Consider the following 15078-nt stretch of genomic DNA (forward strand, 5'->3'; position numbering starts at 1 on the left):
GGGATCAGCTCTCTCGGCAGCGGGGTGAGTCAGTACTTGCGGGCCATCGGCTGGTACCGGGTTTGCACCACCGGCTTCCAGTCCAGCGTGATGGAGCCGTCGTCCTGGCGGTAGGCCATGGTGTGCCGCATGTAGTTCTCATCGTCGCGCTCCAGGTAGTCCTCACGGGCATGGCCGCCACGGGACTCCTTGCGGTTGCGGGCGCTGACCACCAGGACCTCGGCCAGGTCGAGCAGGAAACCCAGCTCGACCGCTTCCAGCAGGTCGGAGTTGTAGCGTTTGCCCTTGTCGGAGATGGCGACGTCGGCGTAGCGCTCCTTGAGCTTGACGATGTCGGCCTGCGCCTCGGCGAGGGACTCCTCGGTGCGAAACACCTGGGCGTTGCGGTCCATGGTGGCCTGCAGCTCGCCACGGATGACGCTGACCCGCTCGCTTCCGGAGGAGGTCAGCAACCGCTGCACCAGCGTGGTGACGTGCGTGTGGGCGCCTGCCGGCAGGTCGGGCAGCTCGGCGCCGAGCGCGTGCTCAGCGGCCGCGATGCCGGCCCGGCGGCCGAAGACGTTGATGTCCAGCAGCGAGTTCGTGCCCAGCCGGTTCGAGCCGTGCACCGACACGCAGGCCACCTCGCCGGCGGCGTAGAGGCCCGGCACCACGTCGGTGTTGTTGCGCAGCACCTCGGCCTCGACGTTGGTCGGCACTCCGCCCATCGCGTAATGAGCTGTCGGATAAACCGGAACCGGCTCGGTGTAGGGCTCGACGCCGAGGTAGGTGCGGGCGAACTCGGTGATGTCGGGCAGCTTGGCGTCGATCTGCTCCCGCGGCAGGTGGGTCAGGTCGAGCAGCACGTAGTCCTTGTGCGGCCCGGCGCCCCGGCCCTCGCGCACCTCGTTGGCCATCGAACGGGCCACGATGTCACGCGGGGCCAGGTCCTTGATGGTGGGCGCGTAGCGCTCCATGAACCGTTCGCCCTCGCTGTTGCGCAGGATCGCGCCTTCGCCTCGGGCCGCCTCGGACAGCAGGATGCCCAGTCCGGCCAGGCCGGTCGGGTGGAACTGGAAGAACTCCATGTCTTCCAAAGGCAATCCCTTACGCCACACCACGCCCATGCCGTCGCCGGTCAGGGTGTGGGCGTTCGAGGTGGTCTTGAAGACCTTGCCGAAGCCGCCGGTGGCAAGCACCACCGACTTGGCGTTGAACACGTGGATCTCGCCGGTGGCCAGCTCGTAGGCGACCACTCCCGAGGCCACCTCGACGCCGTTGGCGCGCTTGCTCAGCAGCAGGTCCAGGACGTAGAACTCGTTGAAGAACTCGACACCCTGCTTGACGCAGTTCTGGTACAGCGTCTGCAGGATCATGTGACCGGTCCGGTCGGCGGCGTAACACGAGCGCCGGACGGGCGCCTCGCCGTGATTGCGGGTGTGCCCGCCGAATCGGCGCTGGTCTATCCGCCCAGCCGGAGTCCGGTTGAAAGGTAGGCCCATCTTCTCCAGGTCCAGCACGGCGTCGATCGCCTCGCGGCACATCACCTCGGCGGCGTCCTGGTCGACGAGGTAGTCACCGCCCTTGACGGTGTCGAAGGTGTGCCATTCCCAGTTGTCCTCCTCGACGTTGGCCAGCGCGGCGCACATCCCGCCCTGAGCCGCCCCGGTGTGCGACCGGGTGGGGTACAGCTTGGTCAGGACGGCGGTCCGGGTCCGGTTGGAGGACTCCAGCGCAGCCCGCATGCCGGCGCCGCCGGCGCCCACGATCACCACGTCGTACTTGTGCGTCTGCACTGTCTAATCCTCTGCTCTTCGCGCGAGCGCTCATCGCCGCGCTCGCTCCGGTCCTCGTTCGCTGCGCTCACTGCGATCCTCACTCGCAGTCCCTCTGCTCTTCGCGCGAGCGCTCGGCTAGGTGATGTTCGGGTCGAAGGTGAAGATCACCAGCGTGCCCAGCGCGATGACCAGCGCCGAAGCGGTGTAGAGCGCAATCTTCAACCCCAACCGGGTCGCGTCCTTACGGGTGTAGTCGTTGATCACCGTGCGCAGGCCGTTGGCGCCGTGCAGCTGCGCCAGCCAGAGCATCAGCAGGTCCCACACCTGCCAGAACGGCGAAGCCCAGCGGCCGGCCACGAAAGCGAAGTTGATCCGCTGCACCCCGCCGTCGAGGATGTTCATGATGAACAGGTGCCCCAGCACCAGCACCACCAGCAGGACCCCGGACACCCGCATGAACAGCCAGGCGTACAGCTCGGTGTTGGCACGCCCGCGCAGCCGGCGCTGGGGAGTGCGGGGCGAGTCGATGCGCAGCTGCCCGGCGGCGCTCATCAGCTCGCTCCGAACAGGGCCTGGAAGGAGTGCTTGAACATGAAGAACGCGCCGGGCGCCATCACGGCGATCCACACTCCGACGATGGCCCACAGCATCTGACGCTGCAGCCGAGGGCCCCGGCTCCAGAAGTCGACTGCGATGACGCGCAGGCCGTTGAGCGCGTGAAAGAGCACCGCGCCGACCAGCCCGATCTCCATGAGGTTGACGAACGGGTTCTTGTAGGTGTCGATGACGGTGTCGTATGACTCGGGCGACACCCGGATCAGCGCGGTGTCCAGGACGTGGGCGAATAGGAAGAAAAACGTCAGAACGCCGCTGATCCGGTGCGCCACCCACGACCACATGCCCTCTCGGCCGCGGTAGAGCGTGCCGCCGAGTTTGATCCTGTTGCTCGTGGGGCGGGCGGTGGTCCCAGTCGACACCCGGTCTCCTCACTGACTCGCCGGCAGCTCACCGCTGCCTGGCTCTGGCGCTGGCCTGACCTGGGCCGCGGCGTGGCGCGTGCCGCGACTTCCAGCCGATCGACATGATCGAGCGTAGTCGCGGCGGCAGTCACCGCCGACTTTTCCGGGCCGTTTGTGACCCGCCGGACAGCGTCCCCAGCGCCGGGCGAGGGCAGGTCCGACAGGCCCCGTCGCACGCCTTCCGCGGCCGTGGCGCAGCGTCGCTAGGCCGCACCGCACAACAATGTGGTGACAACAAGCTCGGCAGGTCCGGCGTCGATATCACGACCGGCTACCGTTGCGCCGGTCGGAGGCGCTGTGCCTGCCGTCCCATCATTTCATTGAGGAGAGTGTCTTGCGCCGACTCAGTTCATATCGGGTGGCCGCGATCGCCGGCGTCGCCGCGTCTGCGATGCTGCTGACCGCGTGTGGCAGCGATACCGAGACCACCCCGCCCCAGGCGTCGGGTTCAGCGGGTTCGCCCAGCTCGAGCTCCGCAGCCGGCAGCGATCTCAAGATCGGCCTGGCGTACGACATCGGCGGTCGGGGCGACAAGTCCTTCAACGACTCCGCCGCGGCCGGCCTGGACGAGGCCAAGAAGAAGTACAACCTCGACGACAGCGACGTCAAGGAGATCGAGGCCACGCAGGGTGAGGCCGAGGCCGACAAGGAAGCCCGGCTGTCCCAGCTCGCCGACAACGGTTTCAACACCATCCTCGCGGTGGGCTTCGCCTACGCCAACGCCATCAAGGCCGTGGTGCCCAAGTACCCGAACGTCAAGTTCGCCATCGTTGACGACCAGTCGGTTCAAGCTCCCAACCTGGCCAACCTGACCTTCGCCGAGGAGCAGGGCTCGTTCCTCGTCGGCGCCATCGCCGCGCTCAAGAGCAAGAAGCACCACGTCGGCTTCATCGGCGGCGTGAACGTCTCGCTGATCCAGAAGTTCCAGGTCGGCTTCGAGGCCGGGGCAAAGGCCGCGGACCCGTCGGTCAAGCTTGAGAGCAAGTACCTGACGCAGCCGCCGGACTTCGGCGGCTTCAACGACCCGACCAAGGGTGAGACCGCCGCCAACGGCATCTACGACGCGGGCGCCGACGTCATCTTCGCCGCGGCCGGCGGTTCGGGCAGCGGCGTGTTCAAGGCCGCCAAGGCCAAGAACGCGCTGGCCATCGGCACCGACTCCGACCAGTACCAGTCGGCAGCCGACGATGTGAAGGACGTCGTCATCTCCTCGATGCTCAAGCGGGTGGACGTGTCCGTCAGCAAGTTCATCGAGTCCGTGGCCGACGGCAGCTTCAAGGCCGGCAACACCGTCTTCGACCTGAAGGCCGGCGGCGTGGACTACTCGCTCTCGGGCGGCAAGATCGATGACATCAAGGCCAAGGTCGACGAGTTCAAGGCCAAGATCATCGACGGCAGCATCACGGTTCCCACCAAGTAGCCAGCTCCGCAGTCGGGCGTCCAGGCCGCGTAACAGCGAACCGGACTCCCGCGGTTGTCCCGGGCCCGAGGTGACTCGCTAACGTCACCTCGGGCCCGTCGCCGTCAGGCTTGACCCATCACGGGCAGCGGTCCAGCGCCAGGAGGTCGGAGATGCCCCAGCCAGTCCAGTCGGTGACCGCTGAGCCCGAGGCAGGCTCTGAGCTCGCCATCGAAGTGGTGGGCATCACCAAGCGCTTTCCCGGCGTGGTCGCCAACGCCGACGTCAACATCGCGGTGCGGCGTGGCACGGTGCACGCGATCGTCGGTGAGAACGGCGCCGGCAAGTCCACCCTGATGAAGATGCTCTACGGCATGCAGCGCCCGGACGAGGGCGAGATCCGGATCAACGGCAAGCCGGTGGCTTTCTCCTCGCCCTCGGACGCGATCGCCGCCGGCATCGGCATGGTGCACCAGCACTTCATGCTCGCCGACAACTTCACCGTCCTGGAGAACATCGTGCTGGGCAGCGAGCCGACCGCGCGCGGCGCGCTGAACTTCGGCGCCGCCCGCCGTCGCATCACCGAGCTGAGCCAGACCTACGGCCTGGACCTCGAGCCGGACATGCTGGTGGAGCACCTCGGCGTCGGCGACCGCCAGCGCGTGGAGATCGCCAAGGTGCTCTACCGCGGCGCCCGGCTGCTGATCCTGGACGAGCCGACCGCGGTGCTGGTGCCCCACGAGGTCGAGGAGCTCTTTGAGAACCTGCGCGAGCTCAAGAGCGAGGGGCTGACCATCCTGTTCATCTCGCACAAATTGGACGAGGTGATCCAGGTCGCCGACGACATCACCGTGATCCGGCGGGGCCGCACCGTGGGCACCGCCAACCCGCGCTCGATCACCCCGCGGCAACTGGCCCAGCTGATGGTCGGCTCGGAGCTGCCCAGCCCCGAGACCCGCTCAGACACCGTCTCGGAGCAGACGGTGCTCTCGGTCAGGGGCCTGACCGTGACCGACGACGGCGGGCGCAAGGTGCTCGACGACGTCTCCTTCGACATCCACGCCGGTGAGATCTACGGCATCGCCGGAGTCGAGGGCAACGGCCAGAGCGAGCTGGTCCAGGCGCTGATGGGGATCCGCTCGATCAGCGCCGGAGCCGTCACCCTCAAGGGCCAGGACATCACCTCGGCCTCCACCCGGGCCCGCCGGGTGGCCGGCATCAGCTACATCCCCGAGGACCGGCACCGGCAGGGCCTGCTGCTCGAGGCGCCGCTCTGGGAGAACCGGGTGCTGGGCCACTCGGACTCGCCGCCCAACATCAAAGGCCCGCTCATCGACCGGGCCGGGGCCCGCCGGGACACCGAGCGGATCGTCGCCGAGTTCGACGTCCGGACGCCCGGCATCGACGTTCCGGCGCTGGCCCTGTCCGGGGGCAACCAGCAGAAGCTGATCGTGGGCCGGGAGCTGTCGGGCAACCCCGCGCTGCTGATCGCCTCTCAACCCACCCGCGGCGTGGACGTCGGAGCGCAGGCCGCGATCTGGGAGCACGTCCGCAAGGCCCGCGCGGCGGGATTGGCCGTCCTGCTCATCTCGGCAGACCTGGAGGAGCTGATCGGCATGTCCGACTCGATCCAAGTGATCCTGCGCGGCGCCTTTGTCGGCGCCGCTGACCCGGCGACCGTCACCGCCGAGGACCTCGGCGCGGCGATGACCGGAGCCGGCGCCGCATGAGCACCCCACTCGCCTCGGTCAGCCTGCTCGACCGGCTGCGGCAGCGTTATCCGCTGCGCTCGGTGCTGCTCGCCCTGGCCGCGCCGGTCGGAGCGGTGCTGTTCGCGGTGCTGGCCAGCTCGGTGATCCTGAGCCTGGGCGATCACAGCCCGTCGACGGTGTTCCAGACCATGCTCAAGCAGGCCGGTCGGCCCACCTCGTTCGTCGACATGGTGAACCAGGCGATGGTCTACTACCTGTCGGCGCTGGCGGTCTCGATCGGGTTCCGGATGAACCTGTTCAACATCGGCGTCGAAGGCCAGTACAGCCTGGCGGCGCTGGGGGCGGCCTACGTCGGCGGCCAGATGAGCGGCGGGGGGCCGTTCCACCTGGTGGTAGAGGTGCTGGTCGCGGTGCTGGTCGGCGCCGCCTGGGCCGGCATCGCCGGGGTGCTGAAGGTGACCCGCGGGGTCAGCGAGGTGATCTCGACGATCATGCTGAACGCCATCGCGGTGTTCCTGGGCTCCTATCTGCTGCACAAGCTGGGTGAGACCAGCGGCAACAACATCCGGACCAAGCCGATCGGAGCGTCCGGCCAGGTGCCCGGCATCAGCTACGCCGGGACCCAGGCCAAGATCTTCGGGTTCATCTTCGTGGTCGTGGTGGTGGGGGTGGCGTACTGGTTCATCGCCAGCCGCACCCGGTTCGGCTTCCGGATCAAGGCGACCGGCCTGAACGAGCAGGCAGCGGTGGCCAGCGGGGTCAACGTCAAGCGGATGACGCTGGTGGCGATGCTGATGTCAGGCGGCGTGGCCGGCCTGGTCGGCCTGCCGGAGATACTCGGCCAGACCCACACCTTCAGTCAGACCGCGCAGTCCGGGCTGGGCTTCGCCGGCATCGCGATCGCGTTGCTGGGCCGCAACTCACCAGTCGGGATGGCGCTGGCCGCGGTGCTGTGGTCCTTCCTCGGCAAGTCCGCCAACCAGTTGGACTTCATCGGCGTGCCACGTGAGATCGCCGCGATCATGCAAGGGGTGATCCTGCTGTCGGTCGTCATCGCCTACGAGTTGGTGCGCAGGTACCGGCTGGTGCTTCAGCAGAAGGACGTCGCCGCCCAGCTGGCGGCCGCCCCGGCCGCCCACACGGTGTCGACATGAGCGCGGCGACGGCGTTGACCGCCACTCCCGAGGCGCGCAGGCGGGCCTCCCGGCTGTCGCCGGCGCTGCTGATCGTCTTCGCCCTGGGCGCCTTCCTGGTGCTGTCGGCGGTGCGCACCCTCACCGACGGCTATGACCTGACCAGCAGCGGCACCGTCGCCGCGGGCTTGGCGGCCGCGGTGCCGATCGGCCTGGCCGGCCTCGGCGGCCTGTGGGCCGAACGTGCCGGCGTGGTGAACATCGGCCTGGAAGGCATGATGATCCTGGGCACCTGGGGGTGCGCCTACCTCGGCTGGAACCACGGCGTCTGGGCCGGCCTGCTGTTCGGCACCCTGCTCGGCGCGGTCGGCGGCCTGGTGCACGCGGTGGCCACCGTGACCTTCGGCGTCGACCACATCATCTCCGGGGTCGCGATCAACATCATCGCTCCGGGGCTCACGCTGTACCTGACCAAGGTCACCTTCGCCAACTACCCCGGCGGCGGCCAGAAGCAGTCGCCGCCGCTGGGCGACGCCCCGTCGATCACCCTGCCCTCCTCGGACTGGCTGCGCACCGTCGAGGACAACCGCTGGTTCGCGGTGTCGGACCTGGCCGGGGTGCTGCGTGGGCTGACCACCGGGCTGTCGCTGATCACCGTGCTGGCCGTGCTGGTGGTGGCGGCCTCGGCCTGGATCCTGTGGCGAACCGCCTTCGGCCTGCGGCTGCGCTCGTGTGGCGAGGCGCCGTACGCGGCGGAGTCCCTGGGGGTCAACGTCTACAAGTACAAGTACATCGCGGTGATCGTCTCCGGCGCGATGGCGGGGTTGGGCGGGGCGGCGCTGGCCATCTCGGCCCACCAGTTCCGCGAGGGCCAGACCGGCGGCCGCGGCTTCATCGGCCTGGCCGCGCTGATCTTCGGCAACTGGCGGCCCGGCGCGCTGGCAGGCGGCGCCGGTCTGTTCGGCTACACCGACGCGATCCAGTTGCGCAGCTCCGCGGCGGTGCACCCGCTGCTGCTGCTGATGGCGATCGCGCTGGCGCTGGTGGCCCTCTGGCAATGGCGCAGCGGCCAGCGGGCCATCGCGGCGGTCGCCGTGGTGATCGCCGCGCTGGCGGTGCTGTGGTACCTCGACACCGAGCAGGTGCCCGAGGAACTCGTCGGCGCCACCCCTTACGTGGTGACCATCCTGGTGCTGGGCCTGGCATCCCAACGGCTGCGAATGCCCAAGGCCGACGGCAAGGTCTACCGCAAGGGCGAGGAGTCATGACTTCGCCGCAGGCCGTCGGACAGACGCCCGAGATCGACTGGGACGCCCTGCGCCGCGAGGCGGTGGCCGTGATGGGCCGGGCCTACGCGCCGTACTCGCGGTTTCCGGTCGGCGCCGCCGCGCTGGTCGACGACGGCCGGCTGGTGACCGGTTGCAATGTCGAGAACGCCTCCTACGGGCTGGGGCTGTGCGCCGAGTGCGGCCTGGTGTCGGCCCTGACCGCCAGTGGCGGCGGCCGGTTGGTCGCGATGGTGTGCGTCGACGGCCAGGGCGCCCTGCTGATGCCGTGCGGGCGCTGCCGGCAGTTGCTGTTCGAGCACGGCGGCCCGGAGATGCTGGTCGCCGCCGACGGCGGGCCGATTCCGGTGGCCGGCCTGCTGCCCGACGCCTTCGGCCCGAACGACCTCGCCGCGACGGCGAACAAGGCGGCCGCCCCCGAGTCAGGCTGAGGATGAGCAGCCCGACGGTGATCAGCCGGCTGGCGTTCAGCTCGGCCGAGGTCATCGAGGACCCCTACCCGCACTTCGCCGCGGCGCGCGCCAGGGCCGGCGTCCAGTGGCATGAGCAGACCGGCATGTGGCTCGCCTTCGGGCACGCCCAGGCCAACGCGGTGCTGCGCAGCCGCAGCCTGGGCCGGATCTGGACGCCGCGCTGGCCAGAGCAGCCGATGCCCGGCTTCGAGCTGATCCACCGCCACTCGATGCTGGAGAACGAGCCGCCGACGCACACCAGGCTGCGCAGGCTGGTGGCGGCCGCCTTCGCGCGCGGCCACGTCGAGCGGTTGCGCCCGAGGGTGGCGGCGCTGGCCGACGGCCTGGCCGATCGGCTCGCCCAGGCCGGCCGGGACGGCTCGGCCGTCGATCTGATCGCCGGCTTCGCCGAGCCGCTGCCGGTTGAGGTGATCGCCGAGCTGCTGGGCGTTCCCGAGCCCGACCGGCAGCTGCTGCGGCCCTGGTCCAACGCGATCGTGAAGATGTACGAGTACCAGGTCAGCCCCGCGCAGCGCGAGGCCGCCGAGGCGGCGGCCAGCGACTTCACGGCCTATCTGCGCGAGCTGGTGCGACAGCGCCGTCGCCGGCCCGCGGCCGACCTGATCAGCTCGCTGATCGCCGAGACCGATGCGGCCGGGGGCCGGCTGAGCGAGGACGAGCTGGTCACCACCTGCACGCTGCTGCTCAACGCCGGGCACGAGGCCAGCGTGAACGTGGTCGGCAACGGCGTGCTGGCGCTGTTCGGCAATCCCGACCAGTGGCAGCGGCTGGTGGCCGCCGAGACCGCCGGCGCGTCGCTGGTGGGCAGGGGAGTGGAGGAGCTGATCCGCTTCGACTCGCCGCTGCAGCTGTTCGAGCGCACCGCGGTCAGCGACACCCCGATCGGCGAGGTCACGGTCCGGGCCGGTGAGAAGATCGCGGCCCTGCTCGGCTCGGCGAATCGGGACCCGGCGGTGTTCGACCAGCCCGACCGCCTGGACGTCGGCCGGGTCGACAACCCGCACCTGGGCTTCGGCGCCGGCATCCATTTCTGCGTCGGCGCGCCGCTGGCCCGGGTCGAGCTGCAGACCTCGTTGCGCACGCTGCTGCGGCGGTTTCCCGGACTGCGCCCGGCCACCGGGGACCTCGGGGGCCTGCGTCGCGAGGAGTTCGTGATCCGCGGAGTGACGTCACTGCCGGTGCTTCTTGCGTGAGAGGCTCTTGCCATGTCATCGAGCCACCCCGAGCCTTTCGACGCCGTCAGCGTGATCCGCGCCAAACGCGATCGGGGCCGGATTCCCGACGCTGAGATCGACTGGGTGATCGACGCCTACACCCGGGGCGTGGTGGCCGAGGAGCAGATGGCGGCGCTGGCGATGGCGATCCTGCTCAACGGCATGGAGGCAGACGAGCTGGCCCGCTGGACCGAGGCGATGATCGCCTCCGGCCAGCGGCTGGACCTGTCGGCGGTGCGGCGCCCGACCACCGACAAGCACTCGACCGGCGGCGTCGGCGACAAGATCACCCTGCCGCTGGCGCCGCTGGTGGCATCGCTGGGCGCGGCGGTGCCACAGCTGTCCGGGCGCGGCCTCGGTCACACCGGCGGCACCCTGGACAAGCTGGAGTCGATCCCCGGCTGGCGGGCCAAGCTGTCCAACGCCGAGTTCATGGCCCAGCTCGACTCGGTCGGCGCGGTGATCTGCGCGGCCGGTGATGAGCTGGCGCCGGCTGACAAGAAGCTCTACGCCCTGCGCGACGTGACCGGCACCGTCGAGGCGATTCCGCTGATCGCCAGCTCGATCATGAGCAAGAAGATCGCCGAGGGGTCCGCGGCTCTGGTGCTCGATGTCAAGGTCGGCACCGGGGCGTTCATGAAGAACGCGCAGGACGCCCGCAGGCTCGCCGAGACAATGGTGGCGCTGGGCACGGCGGCCGGCACCCACACCGTCGCCCTGCTCACCGACATGAGCACGCCGCTCGGGCTGACCGCCGGTAACGCCCTGGAGGTGCGGGAGTCGGTAGAGGTCCTCGCCGGTGGCGGACCTGCCGACGTGGTGGAGCTGACGGTGGCACTGGCGCTGGAGATGCTCGCCGGCGCCGGCATCACCGGCGTCGATCCTGCCGAGGCGCTGGCCGACGGCCGGGCGATGGACGTGTGGCGGGCGATGATCGCCGCTCAGGGCGGTGACCCGGACGCCGAGCTGCCGGTGGCCGCTGAGAAGCAGGTGCTCACCGCCCCGGCCACCGGGGTGCTCACCCGGCTGGACGCCTACGCGGTCGGTGTCGCGGCCTGGCGGCTGGGCGCCGGCCGCGCCCGCAAGGAGGACCCGGTGTCGGCCGGGGCGGGCGTGGTGCTGCTGGCCAAGCCCGGGGACCCGGTGCGGGCCGGGCAACCGCTGCTGGAGCTGCACACCGACGACCCGACCCGGTTCGAGCGGGCCCTGCAGGCGCTGGAGGGCGGCTTCGACATCGGCGACGCCGCCGACCTCGTCGCCGGGCCGCTGGTGATCGAGCGTGTCACCGCCTGAGCCGGCCGCTGGAGAGGTCCCGGCGCCGCGGGACGCCCGCCGGCTGACGGTGCCGGCCGCCCGACTGCCGAAGTGGCTGGACAACTTCGCCGACCGGCACGGCGGCCTGCAGACCCGGCTGACCCCCGACGACGTCTCGCCGGAGCAGGTGGTGGTCAGCGCCGCCGACGGCTCGACAGTGTGGATCGGAGTGCCGTTTCGGCCCTGGCTGCCCACCGCGTCACGGCCGCTGACCTCGCTGCAGCTGCACCTGAACCAGCCTCGCCGGATCGGCGTGCTGCTGGTGCGCCGGGGCGGTTACGCGGCCGGCGTGTTCGACGGGACCACGCTGGTGTCGTCCAAGGTCGGTTCGGGCTACGTCCAGGGGACCACCAAAGCCGGTGGCTGGTCACAGCAGCGCTATGCCCGGCGGCGGGCCAATCAGGCCCGGCATGCCTTCGCCGAAGCGGCCGAGGTGGCCGTGCGGATCCTGCTGCCCGAGGCCGGCCGGCTGGCCGCGCTGATCTGCGGCGGCGACAAGGCCGCGGTCGAGGCCGCCCTGTCCGATCCCCGGCTGGCGCCGCTGGCGCCGTTGCGCACTCCGCCCTTCCTGGCCGTCGGAGACCCGCGCCTCAGGGTGCTGCAGGCCACCCCGGAGCAGTTCCTGGCAGTCGACCTGCTGATCCACCCCTGAACCGCGCCTGCCGCTCAGGCTGCTGGTCAGCGAGCTCGCGGCGGGTTCAGCTCCGGCCGGCGGGCCGCCAGGAAGCCGCCGCCCGGCAACACCGACTCGGCCAGCACGATCAGCAGCGTCCGGGCCTTCCAGCGCACCTGGTAGGCCACCACCAGGGCCAGCAGCACGTAGCCGGTGAACAGCGCCCCGTGGATCGGTCCCAGCACGTGCACGCCCTGCGGGGCGTCGGCGCTGTACTTCACAATCGTCGCCACGATCAGCAGCAGCCAGGACATCGCCTCGGCGATCGCCGTCACCCGGAACGCGCGGGCCAGCATCCCGGCGTACCCGGCTCGGGCTGGGGCGGCTGCGGTGGCTGGATTCGACTGGCTGGGCATGGGCTCAGGGTAGGGCGGGATGAGGCATCATGAGCCGGTGGCCCCCCGTGGTGTGATCGAGCACCAGGGCAGGCTGCTGTCCTACCAGGATCTGGGCCCCCTCGACGCGCCGGTGGTGCTGCTGATCCACGGAATGGTCTCCGACAGCACCACCTTCTCCCGCGCCGCCCAGCAGCTGGCCGAGCGTGGCCACCGGGTGCTGGCGCCGGACCTGCTCGGCCATGGCGACTCCGACAAGCCCGAGGACGGCTATCAGCTCGCCGACTTCGCCGACAGCATGGCGGCCCTGCTGACCGAGTTGGACGCGCGGGAGGTGACCGTGGTGGGGCACTCGTTCGGCGGCGCGGTGGCGATGCAGCTGGCTCATGAGCGGCCCGAGCTGGTCCGGCGGCTGGTGCTGGTCTCAGCCGGCGGCCTGGGACGCCGGGTGCATCCGGTGCTGCGGGCCGCCACGCTGCCCGGCGCGCACAGCCTGGTGCGATTCGTGGTCAACCAGCGCACCGCGGCCCTCTACCGCCGGCCACGGCTGCACCGCTCGCTGCGGCTGAGCCCCGATGTGGTCGCCAACCTCGGCCGGGCCGGCCGCGGGCTGGCCTCACCGCCGGCCCGGACGGCGTTCTTCCAGACCCTGAAGATGGCGATCGACCCGTTCGGGCAACGCGGTTCGCTGCTGGAGTCCGAGGACGTCCGGCTGGACCTGCCGACTCTGATCATCTGGTCCGAGCGGGACCCGGTGGTGCCGGTGGCGCACGCGCACGAGACCCACGCGCACCTGCGCAACAGCACGCTGGAGGTCTTTCCCGGCGCCAGCCACCAGCCGCACCACCACTCGGCGCAGCGGTTCACGCAAGTGGTGTCGGACTTCATCGCCGCCACCTGAGCAGGCCCCTGCCTCCATTGGCTTTGTGCGGCCTGAATCCGCGATCGGAAGCGACAAGTCCGCGGATTCAGGCCGCACAATGCGGTGAGGGTCGGTCAGTCCTTGGCCTCGGACCAGCGACCGATCACGCTGACGTCGGCGACGAAGCGCACCGAGTCATCCGGCGCCCACCGCGCCGCCGCCTCCTGCAGGCAGTCGGTGAGCAACCCCCGCACCGCCGGCCCGTGCTCGGCAGGCGCCTGCACCAGCAACTCGTCGTGCAGGCAGAGCACCACCTGGGCCTGCCAGGGCAGCCCGCGAGCCCGGACGGTGACCGCCCAGGCCTTGAAGAGCTCAGCCGCCGCGCCCTGGATCACCGCGTTGCGGGCGTAGCGTCCACGGCTGGCGACGGCGGCCCGCTCCTGGTCGGGGTCGAGGTCAGGCGGGGTCGGCCACATCCGCACCAGCCGGCCGCCGTAGGTGCGCACCGCTCGCCCGGCGCGTCCGGCGTCATAGGCCTCGCGCAGGTAGCGCATCGCCACCGGGTACGCCGACTCCAGGCCCCGCAGCGCCTGGCCGGCGGCGCCGGAGGTCTGGCCGTACATCGCCGCCAGCACGGCCACCTTGGCGACCGGCCGGTCCACGCCCAGCCGGCTGGCCACCGGCGCGTACAGGTCGTCGTCCTGGGTCGCCTTGGCCAGTGCCCGGTCACCGGAGACCGCGGCGAGCACCCGGGGCTCGATCTGACCGAGATCGGCCCGGACGAAGATCTGGCCGGTGGTCGCGGCCACCGCCGGCCGCAGGTCGGCAGGCATGTTGTGCAGCCCCGCCTGAGCCGTCATCCGCCCGGCGGCGCCGTCCGAACCGCTCCAGGCGCCCCGCAGCCGGGCGTCCGAGCCGACGTTGCGGGCCAGCCAGTCGTAACCGAAGGTGGTGGTGATCCGCTCTGCCTTGCGCCAGGCCAGCAGGGCCTCGACCACCGGATGGGCGCCCAGGAATCTCTCCAGCCGCCAGGACCGGGTGTCGGGAACGTCGATGCCGACCCGGGCCAGCATGAGGCGGACCTGCGCCGGGTTGCGCAGGTCGATCCCGTCGGGGTTGGGCAGCAGCCGCAGCACCGCGCTGTCCCGGCGCTCGCGCAGCAAGCCGGCCTCGGCGGCGTCGCGCGGTCGAGGGCCGGCGAACGAGGCGATGATCTGCTCGGCGCGGGCGAGGTCGATCGGCAGGCCGTCGACGGTCAGCTCGGCGCACAGCAGCTCGGCGGCGGACTCCGAGCGCGCGGTGGCCAGCACGTCTCCGGCGGCCGGCGCCGCGGCCAGCCGTTGGCGTTGCAGCTCGCTGGCCCGCAGCGCTGTCTGGGCCCACCGGGCCAGCCGGGCCGGGCTGCGCGCCCAGCCGCCGCCTGACCACTCAGGTCGCAGGTGCTCATCGGGCCGCACCGGCTCCTCCGGGTCATCACCCTCGTCGCCGGCGTCGCCGAACAGGTCGAGCTGGCCGGTGCCCGGCGTCGAGGCCGGGTCCAGATCATGCAGGGCGGCCCAGATCAGCGCCGGGTCGCTGTCCCAGCCGCCGAAGATCAGCCGGTGCACCGCGACCAGGTCCCAGCAGGTCGCCACCCGGACGCCGGCGCGGGTGAGCTCGATCGGGGTCTGCTGGGACCACCACACCCAGCGCGGCCGGAACTCCTGCTCCAGCCTGGCCACCACGGCGGCCGGCGCCGGGGTCGCCACCGCCCACTGCCCGCCGGTCGGCTCGGCGATTCCCACGCCTCGCTCGGGCGCCAGGCTGAGCGCGAGAGGCCCGCCCCGGGCCTGGCCCCGGCGGCGCAGCTCGGCCAGCAGCCCGTCGGCGGACTCGAGCGGGTGCGGCACCGGCCCATCCTG

14 protein-coding genes are annotated in these 15078 nt (G+C 70.9%); 9 read left to right on the forward strand and 5 right to left on the reverse strand.

The window, feature by feature from the left end:
• Positions 1-29: 29 nt before the first annotated feature.
• The 3 genes from sdhA to sdhC all read right to left on the reverse strand — a co-directional run bounded on the left by sdhA (position 30) and on the right by sdhC (position 2734).
• Positions 30-1775: a succinate dehydrogenase flavoprotein subunit gene (gene sdhA / locus VGB75_13585; protein HEY0168068.1), complete on the reverse strand. Its 1746-nt coding sequence runs from the start codon at positions 1773-1775 to the stop codon at positions 30-32.
• A 117-nt stretch (positions 1776-1892) separates the two neighbouring features.
• Positions 1893-2309: a succinate dehydrogenase hydrophobic membrane anchor subunit gene (locus VGB75_13590; protein HEY0168069.1), complete on the reverse strand. Its 417-nt coding sequence runs from the start codon at positions 2307-2309 to the stop codon at positions 1893-1895.
• Entirely contained in the window at positions 2309-2734 is a 426-nt protein-coding gene (gene sdhC / locus VGB75_13595; protein ID HEY0168070.1) for a succinate dehydrogenase, cytochrome b556 subunit, read from the reverse strand. Before sdhC ends, VGB75_13590 begins: the two co-directional genes overlap by 1 nt.
• Before the next feature lie 376 nt (positions 2735-3110).
• On the opposite strand from sdhC, the gene VGB75_13600 reads away from it, so the two are divergent.
• The 8 genes from VGB75_13600 to VGB75_13635 all read left to right on the forward strand — a co-directional run bounded on the left by VGB75_13600 (position 3111) and on the right by VGB75_13635 (position 11959).
• On the forward strand, positions 3111-4196 hold the full coding sequence (locus tag VGB75_13600) for a BMP family ABC transporter substrate-binding protein (GenBank protein ID HEY0168071.1): 1086 nt from the start codon (positions 3111-3113) through the stop codon (positions 4194-4196).
• A 152-nt stretch (positions 4197-4348) separates the two neighbouring features.
• The gene (locus tag VGB75_13605) at positions 4349-5905 is read left to right on the forward strand and encodes an ABC transporter ATP-binding protein (protein HEY0168072.1); all 1557 of its coding nucleotides are present in this window, start codon (positions 4349-4351) and stop codon (positions 5903-5905) included.
• Complete coding sequence (locus VGB75_13610) at positions 5902-7041, forward strand: ABC transporter permease (GenBank protein ID HEY0168073.1); 1140 nt, start codon at positions 5902-5904, stop codon at positions 7039-7041. The genes VGB75_13605 and VGB75_13610 overlap by 4 nt, the downstream gene beginning before the upstream one ends.
• Positions 7038-8288, forward strand: a complete 1251-nt coding sequence (locus VGB75_13615) for an ABC transporter permease (GenBank protein HEY0168074.1) — start codon at positions 7038-7040, stop codon at positions 8286-8288. The genes VGB75_13610 and VGB75_13615 overlap by 4 nt, the downstream gene beginning before the upstream one ends.
• On the forward strand, positions 8285-8737 hold the full coding sequence (locus VGB75_13620) for a cytidine deaminase (protein HEY0168075.1): 453 nt from the start codon (positions 8285-8287) through the stop codon (positions 8735-8737). Before VGB75_13615 ends, VGB75_13620 begins: the two co-directional genes overlap by 4 nt.
• A 2-nt stretch (positions 8738-8739) precedes the next feature.
• The gene (locus VGB75_13625; protein HEY0168076.1) at positions 8740-9972 is read left to right on the forward strand and encodes a cytochrome P450; all 1233 of its coding nucleotides are present in this window, start codon (positions 8740-8742) and stop codon (positions 9970-9972) included.
• A 12-nt stretch (positions 9973-9984) separates the two neighbouring features.
• Entirely contained in the window at positions 9985-11286 is a 1302-nt protein-coding gene (locus VGB75_13630; GenBank protein ID HEY0168077.1) for a thymidine phosphorylase, read from the forward strand.
• Positions 11273-11959: an acVLRF1 family peptidyl-tRNA hydrolase gene (locus VGB75_13635; protein ID HEY0168078.1), complete on the forward strand. Its 687-nt coding sequence runs from the start codon at positions 11273-11275 to the stop codon at positions 11957-11959. The genes VGB75_13630 and VGB75_13635 overlap by 14 nt, the downstream gene beginning before the upstream one ends.
• A 26-nt stretch (positions 11960-11985) precedes the next feature.
• Here the strand turns inward: VGB75_13635 and VGB75_13640 are convergent, their stop codons facing one another.
• Positions 11986-12336, reverse strand: a complete 351-nt coding sequence (locus tag VGB75_13640; protein HEY0168079.1) for a DUF3817 domain-containing protein — start codon at positions 12334-12336, stop codon at positions 11986-11988.
• A 37-nt stretch (positions 12337-12373) separates the two neighbouring features.
• Here VGB75_13640 and VGB75_13645 point away from each other — a divergent pair, with 37 nt between their 5' ends.
• Entirely contained in the window at positions 12374-13216 is an 843-nt protein-coding gene (locus VGB75_13645) for an alpha/beta hydrolase (GenBank protein HEY0168080.1), read from the forward strand.
• A gap of 95 nt (positions 13217-13311) precedes the next feature.
• On the opposite strand, the gene VGB75_13650 is transcribed toward VGB75_13645, so the two are convergent.
• Positions 13312-15066, reverse strand: a complete 1755-nt coding sequence (locus VGB75_13650; GenBank protein HEY0168081.1) for a DNA polymerase — start codon at positions 15064-15066, stop codon at positions 13312-13314.
• Positions 15067-15078: the final 12 nt, after the last annotated feature.

It is taken from the genome of Jatrophihabitans sp. (assembly GCA_036399055.1).
Classification (GTDB): Bacteria; Actinomycetota; Actinomycetes; order Mycobacteriales; family Jatrophihabitantaceae; genus Jatrophihabitans_A.

What these genes read in the sequence shown, in the direction of transcription:
- VGB75_13620 (HEY0168075.1), top strand. Translation starts at nt 8,285, where the DNA reads ATGACTTCGCCGCAGGCCGTCGGACAGACGCCCGAGATCGACTGGGAC.
- VGB75_13590 (HEY0168069.1), bottom strand. Translation starts at nt 2,309, where the DNA reads ATGAGCGCCGCCGGGCAGCTGCGCATCGACTCGCCCCGCACTCCCCAG.
- VGB75_13625 (HEY0168076.1), top strand. Translation starts at nt 8,740, where the DNA reads ATGAGCAGCCCGACGGTGATCAGCCGGCTGGCGTTCAGCTCGGCCGAG.
- VGB75_13615 (HEY0168074.1), top strand. Translation starts at nt 7,038, where the DNA reads ATGAGCGCGGCGACGGCGTTGACCGCCACTCCCGAGGCGCGCAGGCGG.
- VGB75_13630 (HEY0168077.1), top strand. Translation starts at nt 9,985, where the DNA reads ATGTCATCGAGCCACCCCGAGCCTTTCGACGCCGTCAGCGTGATCCGC.
- VGB75_13610 (HEY0168073.1), top strand. Translation starts at nt 5,902, where the DNA reads ATGAGCACCCCACTCGCCTCGGTCAGCCTGCTCGACCGGCTGCGGCAG.
- VGB75_13605 (HEY0168072.1), top strand. Translation starts at nt 4,349, where the DNA reads ATGCCCCAGCCAGTCCAGTCGGTGACCGCTGAGCCCGAGGCAGGCTCT.
- VGB75_13640 (HEY0168079.1), bottom strand. Translation starts at nt 12,336, where the DNA reads ATGCCCAGCCAGTCGAATCCAGCCACCGCAGCCGCCCCAGCCCGAGCC.